We start from the raw sequence: 17,492 nt of genomic DNA, 5'->3' as shown, positions 1-17,492 counted from the left end.
GCTCTTCGAAGGTCAGTGCCGGGCGGATCGGGGTGCCATGAGCGCGCCGAGCGTTTCGGTGAAGGCGGCGGTCAGGGCGTCCAGTACGGCGCCTCCTTTGACGGCGGTCCCGAGGGAGGGCCGGCCCACGACTCCGCTCTCGGTGTACGGCGCCATCCCGTGCACCAGCAGGTGCGGTCGGTCCGCCACGTGGTCGGCCTTCTCGAATCCGTCCCGCACCATGTCGGGGCACAGGTGCAGGAGCAGCGAGGTCTCGATCTCGCCCGCGTGCATGTCGTCGTGGGCGCTGCTCTCCAGCCCGGCGGCCTCCCTCGCGGCCTGCCAGTCCTGGCCGCGGGGGAAGAGTGCCATCCGCGGTCCGTCGACGTTCGCCTCCTGGACGATGTTGGAGAGAACGTAGTTGCCGCCGTGGCCGTTGACGATGACGAGCTTGTGAATTCCGGAGCGCTCCAGGGAACGGGCGGTGTCGGTCACGACCGCGATCAGGGTGCTCGCGCTGATACTCACGGTCCCAGGCCAGGCCGCGTGCTCGTGGGAGCAGGCCATGGAGACGGGTGGCAGGAGAAGTAGCCGGTAGGCGGAGGCCACGGCGTTGGCGATGCCGTTGGCGACCAGCGTGTCAGTGGCCAGCGGAAGGTGGGCACCGTGCTGCTCGAAACTGCCGACGGGGAGCACGGCGACGGCCGGTGCCTGATTGGCGACATCGGTCATCGTGGTGGGGGGAAGGAGGTTCATGTTCACATCCTGGGGGCCAGGGCGGCCATTGCGGTGCGGAAGGTCGTGACTTCGGCCGGAGGACCGGAGTGTGAGGCAAGGGATCGGTCCAGCTGACGCAGGTGGCGAACGACGCGGACCGATCCGTGGGAGGCGTTCAGCGCGAGGAGTTCGGCGCCGGTTGTGCTGGCCTCGGCAACACGGCCGCTGCCGGCGTAGGCCAGCGCCAGCCAGGCCCGGGTCAGCTGCTCGTCCTGGCGAAGTTCCTGGGGCCAGGAGCCGAGCGTGTCCTCCAGCATCCGCGCCGCCTGTGCGTAGTTGCCCAGGAGCAGGAGGCAGTGACCCCGATGGGCTTGGACGTAGGCCTGCTGGCAGTGGCGGCCGATGGTGCCCGGGTCGTCGTCGGCTCCGAAGTCGTCGGCCTCGTCCACCAGCCGGGAGGCATCCCGCAGAGCCTTCTCGCTCCCTGTGGCGTTCCCGGCCAAGGCGAAAGCCTGGGCCAGTCTGAGTGCGGACAGGGCCCGGTCGCGGGGGCCGCCGCGGCCCATATCGACGGCGCGTCCGGCCAGGCGCCGGGCGGTCGGGGCGTCCCGCCGCTCGATCGCGGTCTGAGCCTGTCGCATGAGGATGTACGCCGTCATGCTGCCATCTGCCGCCTCCTGCGAGAGCTGCAGCGCGCGGTCGAGCCAGTAGGCGGAGTCGGTAGCGGTGCCGAGGTTCGCCGCAGTCCAGCTCGCGAACTCCGCCCACCTGGCCTCGACCCCGAGAAGCGTCGCCCGCAGGTGGCCGCCCGCCTCGGCCCGGGAACGGCGAATCAGTGCCATCTCAGTGACGGCGGCCTGGTACAGGTGGGCCGACCCTATGGTGTTATGAGCCTCGGCGAGGATGCGCAGAAGCGTCGACCAGTGTGGGACGAGGTTCGGATCCGGACCGGCCTCGGCCACGAGCTCAGCCCGCTGCAGCGAACCTGACGGTTCGTCATCCGAACTGTCAGCAGCCGCTTCAGAGAGTCCGAACAGCACCTCGGCTGGTACTCCGAGCAAGTGCTCGAGTACCAGACACGCTCGAGGGTTCGGCAGCGTCTTTAGCTCGCCCGCCATCCACCGGACGAAGGTGCGGGAGGAGACGGACAGGTGAGCGAAACGAGGGTCATCCTCCAGCGCCGCCAGCTCCTCCGCGGCCCGCTGGTATCGCACATCGAATGCCTCGTAGGTCCAGCGGCGTGACCGCACCGCCTCATGGAACGACGTGGGCGTCATCACGAACGACCTCCGAGGATAGGCCTTGCCAAGCGGATGGCCATGGCGCATCCGGAAGCACGAGTTCCGACCCGGGGCGGTACGGTCATCGCCGATTACCTTTTGAGTCGGCCCAGTTGGCGCCAGACCAATTCGCCGACGCGTCCCACAGAGTACCGGCCCACCGCAGGCGAACGGAGCCGATTCGGCACGCCGCCACCAGCTCCGGGCGGCCCCTATCCGCACCAGGCGGCCTCGCAGTCGCTGGTGCCGGTGGGAACCAGGCCAGTCGGCAAGTAGTCGGCGGTGGCTGCGCCCACCCTTGCTCGCCCGGGCCGCCGCCGAACGACTCGCCCAGACCCTCGCGCCCACCAGCCGGCCGGTCCGCTGCGCACCTGACCACACTCGGGAGGCATGAGCTTCATGAGAGCCCTCCCCGACCCGCCCGGCCTGCTCGACGGCTACGCCTGGACCACGAACCTGCGCCAAGCCCGCGACATCGCCGCCGGTGGCGCCGTTCCGCTCCTGTCCAGCGGCGACGCGCGGCGCGATCGGCGCACTCGCCGCCACCCTCCTCGGCTGCCCGTACCACCACGCCACCCTGGACGCGGCCCTCGCCGACCCCGGCCCCGCCAGCGGCAGCATCCTGCTCGTCGCCGTCGGCCCCAAGACGATCCTCCCTGGATGACGTACTCGGACGAGGCCCAGCACAACGGCGACACCGCCGACGCCCTTTCCGATCTCGCCGTCGGCATGGAGGCCTACAGCCCGGCCCAGGCCGAGCAGCGTTTCCGAACCGCCGTCCACGGCCACGGCGATGCCTTCCCCCGGTCCCGGGCCATTTCGGCAACGAAACTGGCCTCGTTGACCATGCGCCGGGGGGACCCGCACGAGGGCGTCGTTCTCGGACGGCAGGCCGTTGCCCTCAGCGGCGTGCTGACCTCGCGCCGGGCAGCCGACCACCGCCGGCTCCCTGGCGCGGTCGACCTCAACGAACGTGTCACCGCTACCGTGCAGGCATGACCGAGATCGCGCATCCGCCCGGAGCCGCTCTCGTACAGGCGTGCGACACGATCGCCAGCGCGCGCGACGCGGTCGCCCTGCGCCTCGCGGAGCGTGGAGCACCTCACGCTGGCTCCTGGAAGTCGAACAGGTCCGGCCGGTGCGCGCGGACTGGCGGATCATGTCGCTGGCCTACCTCAACCTTGAACAGCGCGTGCAAGGACTCAGCAACGACTACCGCGCGCTCATGGAGACGGCCTGGGGCTCGGTGCGGGTCTGCGCGGTCGCGGCCGAACACGCCGGCCGCGACGTCCTTGGCCCGCTGTACACCGCCATCGGCACTCGGCTGCACAACCAGCGCCGTCGCGAGGACCTCACCGTGATCACCGAGGCGCTCGCCGAGACGAACCTGCCATCAGGTCGGCCTCGACGTTGGGACGCCCGTGCTTCGCGTCGCCGGGACGGCGCTGTTCGGCCCCGTACTCCGGCAGGCCCCGCGGCGAGGCCGCCGGAACGCTCTGGGACGGCCTGGCCCTGGTCGCCGCCCGGCCGACCGGTGCGAGACGCCGGGCGAAAGCGCGGCGTGACCGCCCACGCCGACTGCGCGCAGCTGCTTCAACGGGAAGGCGTGGGACGGCTGCGGAGGCGCGCGCAGCGCCCCGGGTCCAAGGGAGCCCCGACCGGGCTCAGCGGGCCTTGGCCGGTGCGCTGATTGCCCGCGCGACGCGATGTCCGACGAGACGCTCGGCCAGATCCAGCGAGTACCAGCTGGCGCCGGTCACCTCCGTCTCCTGGATCTGACCGACCTCGGCGCGGTCCGTCGTGAAGGCGTACCCGATGTCCAGGTGGTAATGCTCCGGTTCGTCCTTCTCGGGCCTGGCCGGCACCATGCCGTAGTCAACGTAGGCGGGAACCGACGAGACCAGGGAGATCTGGCTCCCGTCGATGCCGGTCTCCTCCGTCAGCTCGCGCACCGCTGCCGCAGTCAGCGTGATGTCGGTCGGCTCGAGATGGCCTCCGGGCTGCAAAGTGATCCCGTAGGCGAGGTGTTCGATGAGCAGGATCTCGGAATCGTCGCGGACGAGGAGCGCGCCGACGGTCACGTGCATGGGGAAGCTGCGCCGGGAGGCGAAGCCCGCGCCCTGGCCGAGGAGCCGCAGCGGCTCGGACAACTGCTCGGCCTCTTCCGGGAAGCGTTCAAGGTAGAAGGCGAGGGCGTCCGAGATGACGGCATCACTGATCGCCACGGGCCACCTCCGCTCCGGCTCGGAAGCGAAGCTCCCGCCCACCGACCGCTCGGATACGAGCAACGAGCACGTGCACAATCAGCTCCAGCGGGGGCGCGTGGCGTACGGGGTTCGCACTCTACAAGTCGGACCAAGTGGATGTGCGCCAACTCGCCTGCCACGTCGGCGCAGCTCCGCCCGGAGCACGACCGGCCTGAACGCGCTCTCGTTGACGAATGGCGCGGATCCGCCGGCTCACCCCGCGGGCAACGGCCTGTCTCTCGCAGCCTGTCGCTCGACGAGAAGCAGGATTAGTACGTCCACGTCGTGGTTATCTGCGCTGGCGGGCACTCCAGGTCATTCGAGCATGCCCCGTTCGACCACGTCGTGCTGACGCTGGAGCTTGGGACGCAACAGCGTAACCAGCCACAGCTCGCGGGTCAGCTGGACTCTGCTCCCGATCCCCCTCTCGGGTGTACGTTGCTGGTGGCGACCCGTAGATGGTCACGCTCGACCCGGCGCGAAGTAGGGCTCTCGAGGCGGACAGGGGTGCAGTCATTTCACAAGTTCACAACTCTCGCATGGCGACCCGCATGGCGACCCGCATGGCAGTGCGTGCGCCTGCATGGGCGCCTGTGCGGCACTTCCGGCACACCGACCACCTCACGTCCCGGCGGAGAGGGGAATCGATGCTCCTGATCGCACGTGCGCCATCAACACGATATTTGGCGCATGTGATCCACAGAGCTGCGGGCGACTCAAGACATCGATGCAGCACCGGCGAGCGCTGCGAGCGGTGCCACTTCCTCCGCGAGGAGAGCCGCGGGGCGGGCCTGACCGTCTGGCGCGCCACCCATCGCGAGGAGGCCGAGGCGGGAGACGTCTACTGGGACGCCAAGCGGGCGCAGCTCGCCCGTGAGAACGCTGGCCGGCGTCGGGAGGCCGACTCCGTGGCCAACCGGTTGGCCATTCGCGAGGGCGTTTCCGCGGACGCCGAGTGCATCGGCAAGGACGGCTGCTGCGGACGACCGGTGGGTCGGCTCGGCGACACCCTGTGCCCGCAGTGCGCTGGGCTCAATCGCTGCTCTGTCGTCGGCTGCTGGACCTGGCACCGGGAGGAGGTCTGCCCGGATCCGCACGGTCTGGGCTGGCAGCACCTGGGCGTCCGTCAGCAGGACGAGGGATATGAGCGCTTTGGGCACGGTGCGCCGCTGATCTTCGACGGTGCGACCGACTCCGAGCTGCTGATCGGGCTGTCGTGATCGGGCGGCGTGGGGACCGGTGCTCTGCGGTGACCGGGTTGGCGTGGGCTGGCCGCGATGGGATGTCCGCCCGCCTGCTGGTGGGTGCCGGGCGCGGAGCTGCTGCTGGGTCGGTGTCGGAAGCCTCTGCACCTGCTGGTCGCCGGCCACCTGCTGGACGAGCTGCGGGCGGTCGCGCACGTGTGGCTCCACCTCATCGAGCGCTGGGCCGAAGAAGCGGAGATCCGGGCCGTGTATGCGGCCGCCGTCTGGTCGTCGTGGCCCGCTGGGCCGGGGTGGCTAAGGAATCCGGCCTGGTCACGGATGCCGTACGCCTCCAGGTGCCGTTGCTGGCCTCCGACCACGTCCGAGCCCTCACCCGGGCGCTGGCCGGCACCGGCTGGGCTCGACTGTTCACCGTCGGCGACTCCGTCGACCTCGCGCACGCCCTCGCCACTGCCACTGCCCACCTCAACGCGCCCCGCCGTCCCCCAGCGGAGGATGCCCGCGCGCTGGGCCTGCCCACCGCTGCCGAGCAGACCGCGTTCCTCACCGACACCTACACCCGGCTGACCGGAGACCTCACCCGATGACACTCGACCCGCCGCTGATCGCGGTGATCGGTCCTGTCGAACCCGAGTTGCGGACGGCCTTCGCCACGCGCTACCGCGCGCTCGGCATCACCCGCTTCCACCTGGGCTTCCACGTCCCCGACCATGTTGCTGCCGACGGACGCGAGGCCCTGGACACCGCCTGCCGCGACCTCGATCTCACCGCGCGGATCGTCTCCACCGGGCGCCGTGGCACGAGCCCACCAACGGCGCCCTGCGCGACGAGCTCCGCCGCAGCGCGGGCGAGGGCTGGCACCTACTCGCCGACTCCGCCGAACTGCAGACCTACCCGGCCGGCGTCGCCGTCGCCCTGGCCGACGCCGAGCAGGCCGGATGCGGCACGGTCCGCGGCCTGATGCTGGATCGCGTCGCAGCCGACGGCGCCCTCACCGGCTTCGACACTGTCACCGGCCCGGACGCGGCCTATCCGCTCGGCGGATTCGTTGCCCGATGCGTAGTCTGCGGCGACCTCCGCGAGATCGTCCTCGTCCGCTCGACCGTGCAGGTCACCTCCGGCAACCACAGGGCACCCGGCCGCCGATCGTCGTGCACCACTTCAAGTGGCGCCGGGGTGTCCAGGACGACGTCCGCTGCCGCGCCGAACACTTCGCGGCTGGCGCCTGGAAGTCCCTGTCGCAGGTCCGCCACACTGAGGCTGCCGGGTGCTCGCCCACCTGGAGCGGCACGGCGGCCGGATCGGCGGCCGGCAGCTGGGCCTGCGGCCGGTCACCCTCGCCGAGGACACCCGCCTGGTGGGCGGAGGAGCGCCAGCATCTGGTCGACACCTGGCGCCCGCCCGCGCGGGTGTTCGGCTAGAACGAAACAGGCGCGATGATCTCCTCGCCTTCCCCTTCGGGGATGTCGAACTGCTCGTAGAAGTCGTCCAGCGCGCTGGCGTCCTCCCGCTCGTTGCGACACCGGCGGATCCGGCGCGAGCAACTCCAGCCCGCACCACCGGAGTACGCCGCCAGTTCTCGCCATATCCATGACCAGGTCGCCCCGGGCCAAGGCTGCCCGACATCACCGCAGGCCAGGACATGCCTGCCGGCCCCCGGTCAGCCGAACCGCGCGCACGCCTTCGACCGTTCGCTCCATGGGTTCGTTCGATCACGCAAGGTCATGGTCGGTGCGCGGATCCACGACTGTAGGCAACCCGCCGCGGCGCGATGTCCGGAACACGCCCGGTCCGGTGATCGCGTGTTGATGATCTGCCAGTTCCTGTCGTGGGGCGCTGATACATCAATGGCCAGACGGGCCGCGCGGTGCGGTCCGCCGACGGGAGGGGAACAGTCCGATGCCGGTACCCGAGGGATACCACGTCGTCCGCAGCCACATCCGCCGCAACCCGCGCCCGAGCGCGAAGAAGATGAGCGGCTGGACGATCGCCGGGATCTGCGCGCTGGTGTGGCTGTGGGGGCACTTCATCGGCTTCAGCGACACCAGCACGACCACGCCGAGCACGCCGGCGCCCGCCTCCGCCCCCGCGGCGCGCTGATGGCCCGCAGGCGGCGCCGGCTGCGTCGGCCGCGAGGCGCCACCGAACTCCTCGCGGCCGCAGCCGTTGCCCTCGCAGCGCTCGTCTGGCTCGCCCAGGCGGCCGCGGCCGCGGCCCGTACCGCCGCCCGTAACTGGCCGGTCCTGGCGGCGCTCGCGGGCGTGGCCGCTGTCGGCGCGGCGGCCTGGTGGGTGCGGCGCCATGCCGCGGCCCGGGTGCGGGCCGAGCGGCTGGCGACGTTGCGGCTCAGCCTGGCCGGCATCGACGCCCTCGGGGACCAGGAGTTCGAGTTCGCGCTGCGGGACCTGCTGGTCCGCGACGGCTGGAGCGCCCGGAAGGTAGGCCAGCAGGGCGATCAGGCCGCCGACGTGATCGGCCAGCACCCCGCCCTGGGTCGGATCGTGCTCCAGGCCAAGCACACCAAGGTCGGCGCGAAGGTCGGCTCCCAGGTGATGTACCAGGTCAAGGGGACCGCCGGTCCCGCGCACGGTGCCGACATCGCGGCCGTGGTCACCAACGGCTCCTTCACCCGCGACGCCAAGGCGTGGGGCGACAAGCACCACGTGCACTGGGTCGACCGTGACCGGCTCCGCCTGTGGGCCGAGCACGGCGTCGCCCTCCACGACCTGCTGCGGCTGCCGGCCCGCACGTCCAGGCGCGGGCTCGGCCGACCGGCTGCCTGACCCGCTTCGCCCCACCGACGAGACAAGGAGGGCCGCCGTGCGCGACGACGGCACGTTCGATCCGCTGCTGAAGTTCCTCGCCGGGGCGGTGCTGGCCGTGGCCGCCGCCAAGGTGTTCTGGCAGTGGCTGTCCACCACGTTCTGGCACTGGCTCAGCGCGGACGTGTGGGGCTGGATCGCCGGCCACCCCTGGTGGTCGGCGTTCATCGCCAGCCCGGTCGTACTCGCCGCCGTCCTGCTGGTCAGGCTCTTCACTCCGCGCGGGTATGTCCACTACGACGACTTCGACGACGAGGACCAGGAGGAGGAACTGGCAGGCCCGGTCTACCGGATGCGCCACCTGGACGCGATGCATCCGACCGAGTTCGAGAAGGCGTGCGCCGCCCTGCTCGCCCGGGGCCGGTTTCACCCGGGTCGAGCACTCCGGGCGCCGCGGCGACCTCGGCGCGGACGTCATCGCCTACGACCACCTCGGCCGCAAGGTCGTCGTGCAGTGCAAGCACTACGCCAAGCCGGTCGGCTCCCCGGACGTGCAGATGTTCAACGGCACCGCCCGGCCCGTGCACCACGCCGAGGTACCCGTCATGGTCGGTCTCAACGGCTTCACGGCGCACGCCAGGGCACTGGGCGACCACCAGGACCTGGCGCTGGTGGGCCGGCGGACCCTGAAGAGGTGGGCCCACGGCGCCCACCTGTACGACGCACTCGACGCGGACCTCGATGAGGACCGCGCTGCCGCGTGAGCCTGCCATCGCGCGGCCCGGCCGAGGTTGGCGCCCTCAGCCGGGCCGGTGTGTCAGTCCGCCGCGCCACAATCCTCTGTGTAGTCGGATCGACACAAGGAGTGGCTGATGGGTAAGGCGGCACGACTGCGCCGGGAACGGGCGGACGGGGTACGCCGCGGGCGGCCGGTGCCCGTGGTCTTCTGCGACGTCGACTACGAGCGCGGATCCCGGGCGCACGGCAAGGGGGTGGCGCCCGCGCCACCCGAGGGCTGGGTCATCGGCCGCGTCGGCCTGGTCCACGCCGAATGGGACGGGAGCGAGCTGGCCTTCACCGGCGACGAGGTGATCGAAGGCACCCGGCCGGCCAGCGCGTGGATCAGGGCGCTGCGGCCGGCCCGGCTGGTGGTCGGACACGGGGTGCTCACCAGCGACCTGCGCTCGGCGGCGATGGTCACCGAAATCCCGGACGGGCTTCTGGCGCGCACCGTGGACACCCTCGCGCTCGCTCACCGCCTGCGTGGGAAGCAGTACCCCGGCGGGTGCAACCTGTCCGCTCTGGTCACCGCCAACCTCGGCGTCGTCTCCAAGATCCGTTACCCGCAGTGGGTCCGAGGCCTGGGTGACCTGGGCTCGCCCAACCGGCACGACGCCGACCCGCGTGACGACGCCGTGCTGATCGCCCGGCTGTGGCAGCACATGCTCACCTCCCGCACGCTGGCCTGGGGGTCAAGCGCGCGGGGCGCCCGCGACAGGACCAGCGGCGGCAGCGGCCCGCTGGACGAACAGGCCATCGCCGAACTCACCGGACAACGACGCCAGGTGGAAGCAGCCGAGTGGCGGGAGCGGTTCCGCGGCGGTCGGATCCTGCACCCCACCCACATCGACGCGCACTCGTTCCTCCTGTCCCGCCTCTCGGCGGCCGACCTCCCCGCGCCCGACCAGGTACGCGATGTCGCCGAACGGCTGCGGGCCAGCGGGGAGATCCCCGCCGAGACCGTGCTGACGGACGAGGACCTGCTCACCGCCTGCCAGTACCTCGGTCCCCTCCAGCACATCGACGTCCGTGAACGCATCGCCGTCGGCCGCAAACTCACCAAGCCCATGCGCGAGAACCTGGCCTGGGCCTTGTGGTCGATCACCCACCGGGACTGGATCAACGAGCACTGGTACTGGATCCGCCGCGGCAAGCAGTCCGCCGCCGCATGGAACAAGGTCGCCGAGATGAACACAGAGAAGGCCAAGACCCGCGGCCGTCTCTACAGCCTGGTCGGATGACCGGCCGCCTGACCGCCGGGCTGCCGCAGGAGCAGTCCGGCGGGCAGGCGGCCGGCCCGAGACTGGGGGGTGGGCGGCCAGCTCGAACTCGCCGCCCTGGTCGGTGCCGGCGAGGTCGACCTCTACCTGGGCCACCGCCGGCCGGTTCGCCGACGATGACCTGCTGCCGATCCTCAGGCACCGGGCGACCGGACAGCGGCTCAGCGACCTCGTGGTCTGCGACGAGTCGTACTCGGTCCAGCCCGGCACCTCGGCCTGAGCCGATTTTGGCCGCACAAGCCCCTGACCAGTAATTTCAACAGTGTCGGGGACTCCAGGAAGTCCCCGACCAGGGGTCGCTCAACACCCTGTTGGACCGGTTCTCGGGTCCGCGTGAATGGCTCCGAAGCGCGGTCCCGCCACCACCTCCAGAATATGCCGCCGCCACCGCGCGGCCCTTGCGCCTACCCGTCACCGGTGCTGCGAACTGCGGCCCGGCAATCGTCCAGGGGCCTCCGCCCTGACCGCCACCAGTGGGACGATGTGGATCGTGACCGACACCTCAGTGAGCGGAGCACGCACTCTTTGACCGACTAGGGAGCTGTCCATGGGTGAGCGGCGCGGCCTGCTGTCCCGCCTACGCGCGGCCTTCACCAGCCGGGCCAACTGGCACGACCAGGCCGACGGCGCCGAACCGGCCGGCCGCACTGTGACTGCCGAGCCGGAGCGGTGGATCTACATGCCTCCAGCCACCGAGGGCGGCTGGCAGCAGATACAGGTACTCGACCCGACCGGCTACGACTTCGCGGGCCTGACCTTCAAGACCTGCGACGAGTGCCAGCTCGGGCTCGTCGCCAAGATCCGGGTATCGGACAGCTGGCAGCGCCGCGGCTACGGAACTCGCATGATGCTGCGCGCGATGCGCGACTGCGGGTCCCACTCCTGGACGACCAGCCCGCAGTCCGACTTCGGCAAGCGGTTCTTCCTGGTCATGGCCAAGGCCACCGGCGCGGCCTTCACGATCGAAACTCACCAGTGCGAACACATGCGGGCCGCCCACGGCGGCGGCTTTGGACCGATGCGGCAGGAGAACCGGCCGCCGCTACACCGCGGCTGATCCGGCCTGGCCCGCGGTGATCGCCGGCGCGGGCGACAGTTGGGCTTCGTCGGGGGCAAAGCCCAGAAGTCCGGCCTGGATGAGGACATCTGTCCACAAGGCCATGGCGGTCAGCTGCTCCCAGGGCTCGGCGCGGCCCAAGTCGTGAAGGACCACGGTCTCGGTGTAGCCGTCGAACCGGGCTTCTCCCCTCGCACGGCCGTCCTCCCAGCCGCGTTCCTTGAACCACAGACGCTTGATGGCCGACTCGACGAGGCGGGCGTGCAGACCCACCATGAACGGCAGCGTGTACGCCACCTCCCAGTCGTTGCCCCGGTGGAGCTTGAGTCGAGTGTTGTGCGGGGCGTCCTCGCAGATGCCGATCTTCGCCATCGCGGGCTCCGCACTGCGGTGCAGGAGGTAGACGACGGCGGGCTTCTGGTCGTTGAAGCCGGTCCGCTTGCACGCGTTGCACGCGCCCTGGCCCCGGTAAAGGTTGCCCAGGGACGGGCTCACCGGGGCGAGGCAGTCCATGCAGGTGCCCTCCCATGGCGTGTTGGTGTTCCGGAAGGCCGCCTTGTCGTTCGGCAGTACCCGGTAGGAGACGGCACGGTCCCAAGCCTGGGCCGGGGTCAGCGGAGTGTTCGGCGCGCAGTCCTGGCACGCGCCCTGGCCGCCGTTCTTCACGTCGTGCAGGCGCGGCGACACTCGACTGCCGCAGCGCAGGCAGTCGCCGGGCCACGGCTGGTCGACGCCCGGGTACGGCGCCGTCGGCCTGACCTGCCCCAGCTCGAGCATCATCTCGAACGCGTCGTCGGGATGGATCTCGTGCCGGGCGCAGTACTTGCACGCCATGCCTCCGCGACGCACGGTCTTCATCGTCACCTTGATCGGCTTGCCCTTGCGGGGGCAGCCCTGGTTGAGGCAGCGGCATTTCCAGGGAGTGCTGTTGTTCCGGTACGGCTCGAGCGGCTCGATGTTGGCCGCAACGATGGACGCGAGCAGTTCGGCCTCGTCCAGCTTGTTGGCCTCGGCCAGGTCGCGGTCGGCGCACGGCCGGCAGCCCCGGGGAGAGTCGCCGTGCTTGCGGGCCTTGGTGGCGATGCTGTCGTAGGTCGGTGAGACATCGGCCCCACAGCGAGCGCAGGTGCTCGGCCAGCGGTCCGTGGCCTTGGTGAACGGAGTCTTCGGCTTCAGGCTGTTCCTGATCATCAGCTGCCGAGCCTCATCGGGGTCAACCCGGCGTCCCGAGACCAATGTCCCCACCCCTTTACAGTGCTGGCCCCTCCCCAGGGGACGCGCGAACTCTACGGTGCCGGACTGACACCGGGTGCGAGGACGCCTCGGAAGATGCCCGCCAGGGTCGCCCCGCCCGGCCGAGACGTACCGGCTGTACTGCCGACTGGAGCGCCCAACGGCTTGATCAAGTAGGTTCCACCGCGGCGGCACGGCTCTTGAGCAGGTTGATCAACGCGCCATGACCCGAGCGGCGCCCACCGGCTTGCGGTCACCTGCCGGGCGAGGAGCCGGTGGGTCCCCGAGCCGCCGGGGTGTGCACGTCAGACTCGGTCGCTTGCCTGGATGGCCAGCAGCGACAGCTGACCGCCTCTTTCTCGGTGACCGGCTGCGTTGCAACGGTCGGCACACCTGCTTCCTCCGGGCCCTGCCTGAGGGGCGGGAGGTGTGGTGGCGTACCACTCACCGGGAGACTCAAGCGACAGTGGCGACAGTGCTGTGCTGGGTGTCGGGAACCTGGGGCAACCAACTGACCGCGTCGTCGCGGAAGGACTGGTTGACCGGAACGAGGCCGGTCGGGTTGCCCAAAGCGAAGAAGGTAAGCGCGATGCTGTCGGCGCCGTCGTCCTGGGCACACAGCTGGCTGCCGCAGCTCGGGCAGAACCCGCGCCTGGAGTCCGGCCACGTGTAGTGCCACGACGGCTCGTCGCCCGGGCCCGTCCAACTGAAGCCGTCCAGCTTGAAGGACACCCAGGTCATCATCGGAGCGCCCGACAGCGCCTTGCAATGCGAGCAGCTGCACGTGTGGGGGTAGTCCGGCTCGCCGGTGACCTCGAACCGGATCTGTCCGCACAGACAGCCGCCGGTGCGGACGGAAGGGGCGAGGGTCGCGCGCATCCGATCATCTCCCGGCACCGGGGCGCCGAGTACGTTGATCTGGGGCTCTACAGCCAGGTCCGCCGTCGGCGCCGCCGTTCCTGCAGCAGAGCGGGCGGTGAGATGGCGCAGGTGCTCGCTGAAGACCTGCTCTGTGTTGCAGCCGGTTCGGGCGAGGAGGATCAGAGCGGTCACCGCGACGTCGCAGGCCTCGGCCCGGACGTGGTCCATGGTGTGGGACCGGCCCTTTCGCAGGTTCTCACCCAGCACACCGATCACCGCCTCGGCGACCTCGCCCACCTCCTCCTGCAGCTTTACGGTCGCCACGAGCAGCCGCTGGTCGCTGCCATGGCGGGACTGCGAATCGAGCTGACTGGCAAGTGAGTTGATTGCACTCCAGGTGTCGTTCACCCGGCCGATGATGATGCTGTTCGAATCGCTCGTTCAACCCGGGAGATTCCGGGCGAGCCCGCGCGAAGTCCCCGTTTTCGATCGGCGGCGCGGTCTTCGGTCGTTTCTTCGGTATGCCGCAGCCGGGGTGCTTCAGCGTTGGTGACATGGGCTGCGGCGTTCGCGAGGCAGACAGCAGCCGACGGGCCCCGGCTTGCCAAGCGGCGCTGTGGTGCTCCCGTCGTCGTTGCGTGGCGCGGGTGACGGGAAGCCAGGACACCATACTGATCGTGATCCGGGGCAACAGTGGGTCCGGGAAGAGCAGCATCGCGGCCGGCGTCCGCGCTCGGTACGGCCGGGGTATCGCGGTCGTGGCTCAGGACAACATCCGTCGCACGGTAATCAGGGAGCGCGACACCCCGGGTGCGGCGAACATCGGCCTGACCCGGGCGGAAGGGTGACCCGGTCCGACAGGTGGTCACCCGATCGTGGGATCGTCGGCGGTGTCGCCGCGGCCGCTGTGCCCGCTTGGACTACCGTCCACCACGGCTAGACGCGTAATGCCGCTCACCACCACCTCCGGGGTTCCACGCCAGCCCGGGGATCGTGGTCAAGGTCTTTTGAGGCCCGCGAGTTCCACCACCCATCTTCGAGCGGCAGTCGTACGAGCCGGCACCGGGGGCGTGGCCCGAGCCGGCGGGAGACTACGCCATGCCGAAGAACCAGACCACGGCCGCCCAGGCCGCCCGCCAGGACACCAACGACGGCACGAAGTACACCACCGCCCTGCGCGCCCGCCAGGCCGCAGCATCCAAGCGCGCCCCCGTTCTGCGATTCCTCGCCCAGCAGTCCGGTCACCTCTACGAGCTGGTCGGCGGTATCACCGCCGCGTGGGCCCGCACTGGGCTGCGCGTCCTGCTGCTCGAGGAAGCCGACGACGCCTGGCGCTACAACGTCGCTGCGCGCGGCCGTCGTCGACGGTTGGAGCCGGTCACCGCGCCGGAGCCGGTGACCACGGTGCTGTGGGAGCAGCCTGCCGGGGCCGGCACGCTGGTGCACCAGACCTGCCTGTGGGAGCTCCGCGGGCCCGGCAGCGACCGCGGGCTGCCGCAGCGCGACCGCACACCCGTGCGCGAGGCGGCCGCTGCCGCCCGCCAGGCCCACGACGTCGTCGTTCTCCTGCCGCACCGCGGCTGGGCCTACCCCGACCGGGAATTGGCCACGACATCCGTCGTGCTCGCCGAGGTGGACGAGTTCCCGCACACAGACTGCCGCGTCGCGGTGCCCGGCACCGACGAGGAGCGCGGTGCCCCGCTGACCCCGGAGCAGTGCGCCGCGGTGCTGCGCGAGCGCTACCTGTCCTTCATCTTCGGCTTCCCCCTCCCGCCGATCACACTGGACGGGCTGATCTGGCTGGCGCACGGCGAGTTGCCCGTCGACGGTGCCTACCTGGGGCGCGTCGACCGCGACATGGAGCGGGCAGGTCTTCGCCCTCTCGGCTGGGCCACCAGCGCCCGCCTGCCCCTGCGGTATCGCCAGCTCCCCAGCCCGGAGCAACTGAGCGGTGCGGACTTCGTCCTGCCTTACCGGGAGATCGCCGCACGCCTGCGCCAGGTGCTTGGGAGTCTGCCAGCCTGAGGGAGCCCAGCGGCCGACCGTCCTGGGCCGGGCGCTCGGGCGTACACGGCTGACGGGCCGTCGCACAGTGCGGCGGCGCGTCAGGGCTCGACGAAGGGCGGCGATACGGCCGCGAGCTTGGTTTGCGGCTTGGTGGTCGAGCCCCCCACGGCACGACGCACCGGCCCGAATCTTCGGTGCTCACCTGCTGGACCTACGCACGGAGCGCCGCGATGTCGGGCCTGGGCTGATTCTCCCCGGATCCATGGATTGGCTGACCTCAGATGACCGAGTTGCCCAGTCTTCCGGGGTGCCTGAGCGTCGGTGACATTGACTGCGGCGCTCGCTGAGGGGAGCAGCAGCCGACGCGCCCCAGCTGGCCACACGGCGCTGCGGCGGTCCCGTCGCCGAGCCCCGTCGCCCCGAAGGCGCGCCGGCCCCGGGAGGGGTCACACGTTCGTGTGTGTGGCGAGACGCTCCGGCCCACGGCGAGCGGCCGGTAACGTGGCGCGGGTGACGGGAAGCCAGGACACCGTACTGATCGTGATCCGGGGCAACAGCGGGTCCGGGAAGAGCAGCATCGCGGCCGGTGTCCGCGCTCGGTACGGCCGGGGCATCGCGGTCGTGGCTCAGGACAACATCCGTCGCACGGTGCTCAGAGAGCGCGACACCCCGGGCGCGGCGAACATCGGCCTGATCAACTTGGTGGCCCGCCACTCCCTCGACCACGGCTACCACGTCATCGTCGAGGGCATTCTCGCGGCTGCCCACTACAACGCGATGCTCGCCGCCCTCTGCGCCGACCACCGCGGCCGCTCCCACCGGTACTACCTCGACGTGCCCTACCGCGAGACGGTCAGACGGCACGCGACCCGCGCTCAGGCGACCGAGTTCTCGCCGGAAGACATGGCCGGTTGGTATCGGCATCTGGACCTTCTGCCGGACGGCGCCGAACGGATTATCCCGAGCGAGTCCAGGCTGGCCGACAGCGTGCAGCGGATCCTGGACGACACCGCGCTGACGCCGCCCGGCTGGCGGCCGATCCCCTGAGGTCTGGCGGAAGCGAGCCGCACCGGTACCAGGGGCGTCAGCCGAGACCGCGCCGGTGATCAGCAGGGTGACCGTGCAACTCCGGGTACGGCGCGTTCCGTCAGCGCTTCGAGGTTACGGGTCTCGCAGTAGTCATTGGCTCCCCTGCGACGCGGTCGTGGACGTGCAGGAGTCGACGGCCCGCATGCCGGCGGCGCTGTCCAGGTCCACCGTGATCTCACCGCTGTTGGTCTTCAGTGTCAGCCGCCCCGCCGTCATTCGGACCACCTCGCCGCAGCGGGTGCCGGTGGGCGTGGTGACTTCGATTCGAGGGTCCTTCTTGGCTGGCCCGTACCAGGTCGTGCCCACGGCCAGGACCAGCAGGGCTGTACAGGCCAGCGAGAGCACGACGCCCTGGAGGAGGGCGTCGGCTGCGCGGAGGGCTTCGGTGTGGTCGGTCCCGAGCGCCGAACCTCCAGAGTCCTTGTGCTCCCGGATGGCTACAGCGGCGGGCCGGCCGTGCGCGGCGCGCAGGAGCAGCAGAGCGGCTGTGGTTCCTGCCACCAGGGCCGCCAGGAGGAGGAATCCGACCATGGCGTCGTAGGGTGAGGCCAGTTCGCCGACATCCGTTCGCCCTTTGATCAATCCGAAGCCGATGAGGCCGACCAGGAGGGCGCCGACGCCGTTGCGCCAGGCCAGGGCAGCGGCCCGCACGCGTGGGAGTGAGTTCTTGACCAGCTGGTAGTCCTGGAGTGCGGACAGCCGGTCGGCGGCGTCGGCCGCGGGACCCGGGTTTACGCTCAGGGTCACGGTCGCTCGGGTCCCAACGTGACGTTCCAGTACGCGCCGCAGCCGTCGAGTCCCTCCGGCCGTCCGGGGTGGTCTGCCGTGCAGGTGCAGATCATGTGCACGACGTCTTGCTCGGCTCCGGAGCGCCGGCCCGCAGTGGACCGTCCCCGTAGCGTCATTCGGTAGACGCGGTCGACGTGGGGAAATTCCATTGGATCGGCGCAGCGGGGGCACTTGCCTCGCAGGATCACCCCACCATGGGTCGGCAGT

Annotated in this window: 21 protein-coding genes and 1 pseudogene; 16 read left to right on the top strand and 6 right to left on the bottom strand. The window is 70.6% G+C overall.

Annotated elements, in window-relative coordinates; translation table 11 throughout:
• Nucleotides 1–12: 12 nt before the first annotated feature.
• The gene (locus OG689_RS42130; RefSeq protein ID WP_266328592.1) at nucleotides 13–735 is read right to left on the bottom strand and encodes a creatininase family protein; all 723 of its coding nucleotides are present in this window, start codon (nucleotides 733–735) and stop codon (nucleotides 13–15) included.
• Between the two features lie 2 nt (nucleotides 736–737).
• Nucleotides 738–1,976, bottom strand: a complete 1,239-nt coding sequence (locus tag OG689_RS42125; protein WP_266328590.1) for a hypothetical protein — start codon at nucleotides 1,974–1,976, stop codon at nucleotides 738–740.
• Nucleotides 1,977–2,460: 484 nt separating this feature from the next.
• Between OG689_RS42125 and OG689_RS42120 the strand changes: the two genes are divergently transcribed.
• From OG689_RS42120 to OG689_RS42110, 3 genes are all read left to right on the top strand, one after another.
• Nucleotides 2,461–2,640 (top strand): hypothetical protein, encoded by a 180-nt coding sequence (locus tag OG689_RS42120; protein ID WP_266328588.1) that lies wholly within the window; start codon nucleotides 2,461–2,463, stop codon nucleotides 2,638–2,640.
• Entirely contained in the window at nucleotides 2,637–2,975 is a 339-nt protein-coding gene (locus OG689_RS42115) for a hypothetical protein (RefSeq protein WP_266328586.1), read from the top strand. Before OG689_RS42120 ends, OG689_RS42115 begins: the two co-directional genes overlap by 4 nt.
• 139 nt (nucleotides 2,976–3,114) lie before the next feature.
• Nucleotides 3,115–3,666, top strand: a complete 552-nt coding sequence (locus OG689_RS42110; protein WP_266328584.1) for a hypothetical protein — start codon at nucleotides 3,115–3,117, stop codon at nucleotides 3,664–3,666.
• On the opposite strand, the gene OG689_RS42105 is transcribed toward OG689_RS42110, so the two are convergent.
• Nucleotides 3,641–4,201: an NUDIX domain-containing protein gene (locus OG689_RS42105; protein WP_266328582.1), complete on the bottom strand. Its 561-nt coding sequence runs from the start codon at nucleotides 4,199–4,201 to the stop codon at nucleotides 3,641–3,643. The genes OG689_RS42110 and OG689_RS42105 overlap by 26 nt on opposite strands.
• Before the next feature lie 668 nt (nucleotides 4,202–4,869).
• On the opposite strand from OG689_RS42105, the gene OG689_RS42100 reads away from it, so the two are divergent.
• From OG689_RS42100 to OG689_RS42055, 10 genes are all read left to right on the top strand, one after another.
• Complete coding sequence (locus OG689_RS42100; protein ID WP_266328580.1) at nucleotides 4,870–5,442, top strand: hypothetical protein; 573 nt, start codon at nucleotides 4,870–4,872, stop codon at nucleotides 5,440–5,442.
• 275 nt (nucleotides 5,443–5,717) lie between these two features.
• Nucleotides 5,718–6,014 carry a hypothetical protein gene (locus OG689_RS42095; RefSeq protein ID WP_266328578.1) on the top strand — a complete coding sequence of 99 codons (297 nt, stop codon included), beginning with the start codon at nucleotides 5,718–5,720 and terminating at the stop codon, nucleotides 6,012–6,014.
• Complete coding sequence (locus tag OG689_RS42090; protein ID WP_266328576.1) at nucleotides 6,011–6,388, top strand: hypothetical protein; 378 nt, start codon at nucleotides 6,011–6,013, stop codon at nucleotides 6,386–6,388. Before OG689_RS42095 ends, OG689_RS42090 begins: the two co-directional genes overlap by 4 nt.
• A 190-nt stretch (nucleotides 6,389–6,578) precedes the next feature.
• On the top strand, nucleotides 6,579–6,848 hold the full coding sequence (locus tag OG689_RS42085; protein ID WP_266328574.1) for a hypothetical protein: 270 nt from the start codon (nucleotides 6,579–6,581) through the stop codon (nucleotides 6,846–6,848).
• Between the two features lie 478 nt (nucleotides 6,849–7,326).
• A complete protein-coding gene (locus OG689_RS42080; protein ID WP_266328572.1) occupies nucleotides 7,327–7,527 on the top strand; it encodes a hypothetical protein in 201 nt (66 codons plus the stop codon).
• Complete coding sequence (locus OG689_RS42075; RefSeq protein ID WP_266328570.1) at nucleotides 7,527–8,210, top strand: restriction endonuclease; 684 nt, start codon at nucleotides 7,527–7,529, stop codon at nucleotides 8,208–8,210. The genes OG689_RS42080 and OG689_RS42075 overlap by 1 nt, the downstream gene beginning before the upstream one ends.
• Nucleotides 8,211–8,476: 266 nt before the next feature.
• Nucleotides 8,477–8,953 carry a restriction endonuclease gene (locus OG689_RS42070; protein ID WP_266328568.1) on the top strand — a complete coding sequence of 159 codons (477 nt, stop codon included), beginning with the start codon at nucleotides 8,477–8,479 and terminating at the stop codon, nucleotides 8,951–8,953.
• Between the two features lie 108 nt (nucleotides 8,954–9,061).
• A complete protein-coding gene (locus OG689_RS42065; RefSeq protein WP_266328566.1) occupies nucleotides 9,062–10,210 on the top strand; it encodes a hypothetical protein in 1,149 nt (382 codons plus the stop codon).
• A gap of 103 nt (nucleotides 10,211–10,313) precedes the next feature.
• Nucleotides 10,314–10,469, top strand: coding sequence for a hypothetical protein (locus OG689_RS42060; RefSeq protein WP_266328564.1), 156 nt, complete (start codon nucleotides 10,314–10,316; stop codon nucleotides 10,467–10,469).
• A gap of 327 nt (nucleotides 10,470–10,796) precedes the next feature.
• The gene (locus tag OG689_RS42055; protein ID WP_266328562.1) at nucleotides 10,797–11,306 is read left to right on the top strand and encodes a hypothetical protein; all 510 of its coding nucleotides are present in this window, start codon (nucleotides 10,797–10,799) and stop codon (nucleotides 11,304–11,306) included.
• On the opposite strand, the gene OG689_RS42050 is transcribed toward OG689_RS42055, so the two are convergent.
• On the bottom strand, nucleotides 11,292–12,497 hold the full coding sequence (locus OG689_RS42050; protein ID WP_266328561.1) for a hypothetical protein: 1,206 nt from the start codon (nucleotides 12,495–12,497) through the stop codon (nucleotides 11,292–11,294). The two genes, OG689_RS42055 and OG689_RS42050, sit on opposite strands and share 15 nt — an antisense overlap.
• 498 nt (nucleotides 12,498–12,995) lie before the next feature.
• Entirely contained in the window at nucleotides 12,996–13,808 is an 813-nt protein-coding gene (locus OG689_RS42045; protein ID WP_266328559.1) for a GFA family protein, read from the bottom strand.
• A gap of 230 nt (nucleotides 13,809–14,038) precedes the next feature.
• On the opposite strand from OG689_RS42045, the pseudogene OG689_RS42040 reads away from it, so the two are divergent.
• From OG689_RS42040 to OG689_RS42030, 3 genes and pseudogenes are all read left to right on the top strand, one after another.
• Nucleotides 14,039–14,230 (top strand): annotated as a pseudogene (locus OG689_RS42040) (kinase); the annotation flags it as partial.
• 268 nt (nucleotides 14,231–14,498) lie between these two features.
• Nucleotides 14,499–15,425 (top strand): hypothetical protein, encoded by a 927-nt coding sequence (locus OG689_RS42035; RefSeq protein ID WP_266328557.1) that lies wholly within the window; start codon nucleotides 14,499–14,501, stop codon nucleotides 15,423–15,425.
• Between the two features lie 492 nt (nucleotides 15,426–15,917).
• Complete coding sequence (locus OG689_RS42030) at nucleotides 15,918–16,454, top strand: AAA family ATPase (protein ID WP_266328555.1); 537 nt, start codon at nucleotides 15,918–15,920, stop codon at nucleotides 16,452–16,454.
• 132 nt (nucleotides 16,455–16,586) lie between these two features.
• Here OG689_RS42030 and OG689_RS42025 read toward each other — a convergent pair whose 3' ends face one another.
• Nucleotides 16,587–17,243, bottom strand: a complete 657-nt coding sequence (locus OG689_RS42025; RefSeq protein ID WP_266328553.1) for a hypothetical protein — start codon at nucleotides 17,241–17,243, stop codon at nucleotides 16,587–16,589.
• Between the last annotated feature and the right edge of the window lie 249 nt (nucleotides 17,244–17,492).

The sequence above is a fragment of the Kitasatospora sp. NBC_00240 genome (assembly GCF_026342405.1).
In the GTDB taxonomy this organism is placed as follows: domain Bacteria; phylum Actinomycetota; class Actinomycetes; order Streptomycetales; family Streptomycetaceae; genus Kitasatospora.
The sequence above is the reverse complement of the archived record's forward strand: the minus strand, read 5'-3'. Positions and strand labels throughout refer to the sequence as shown.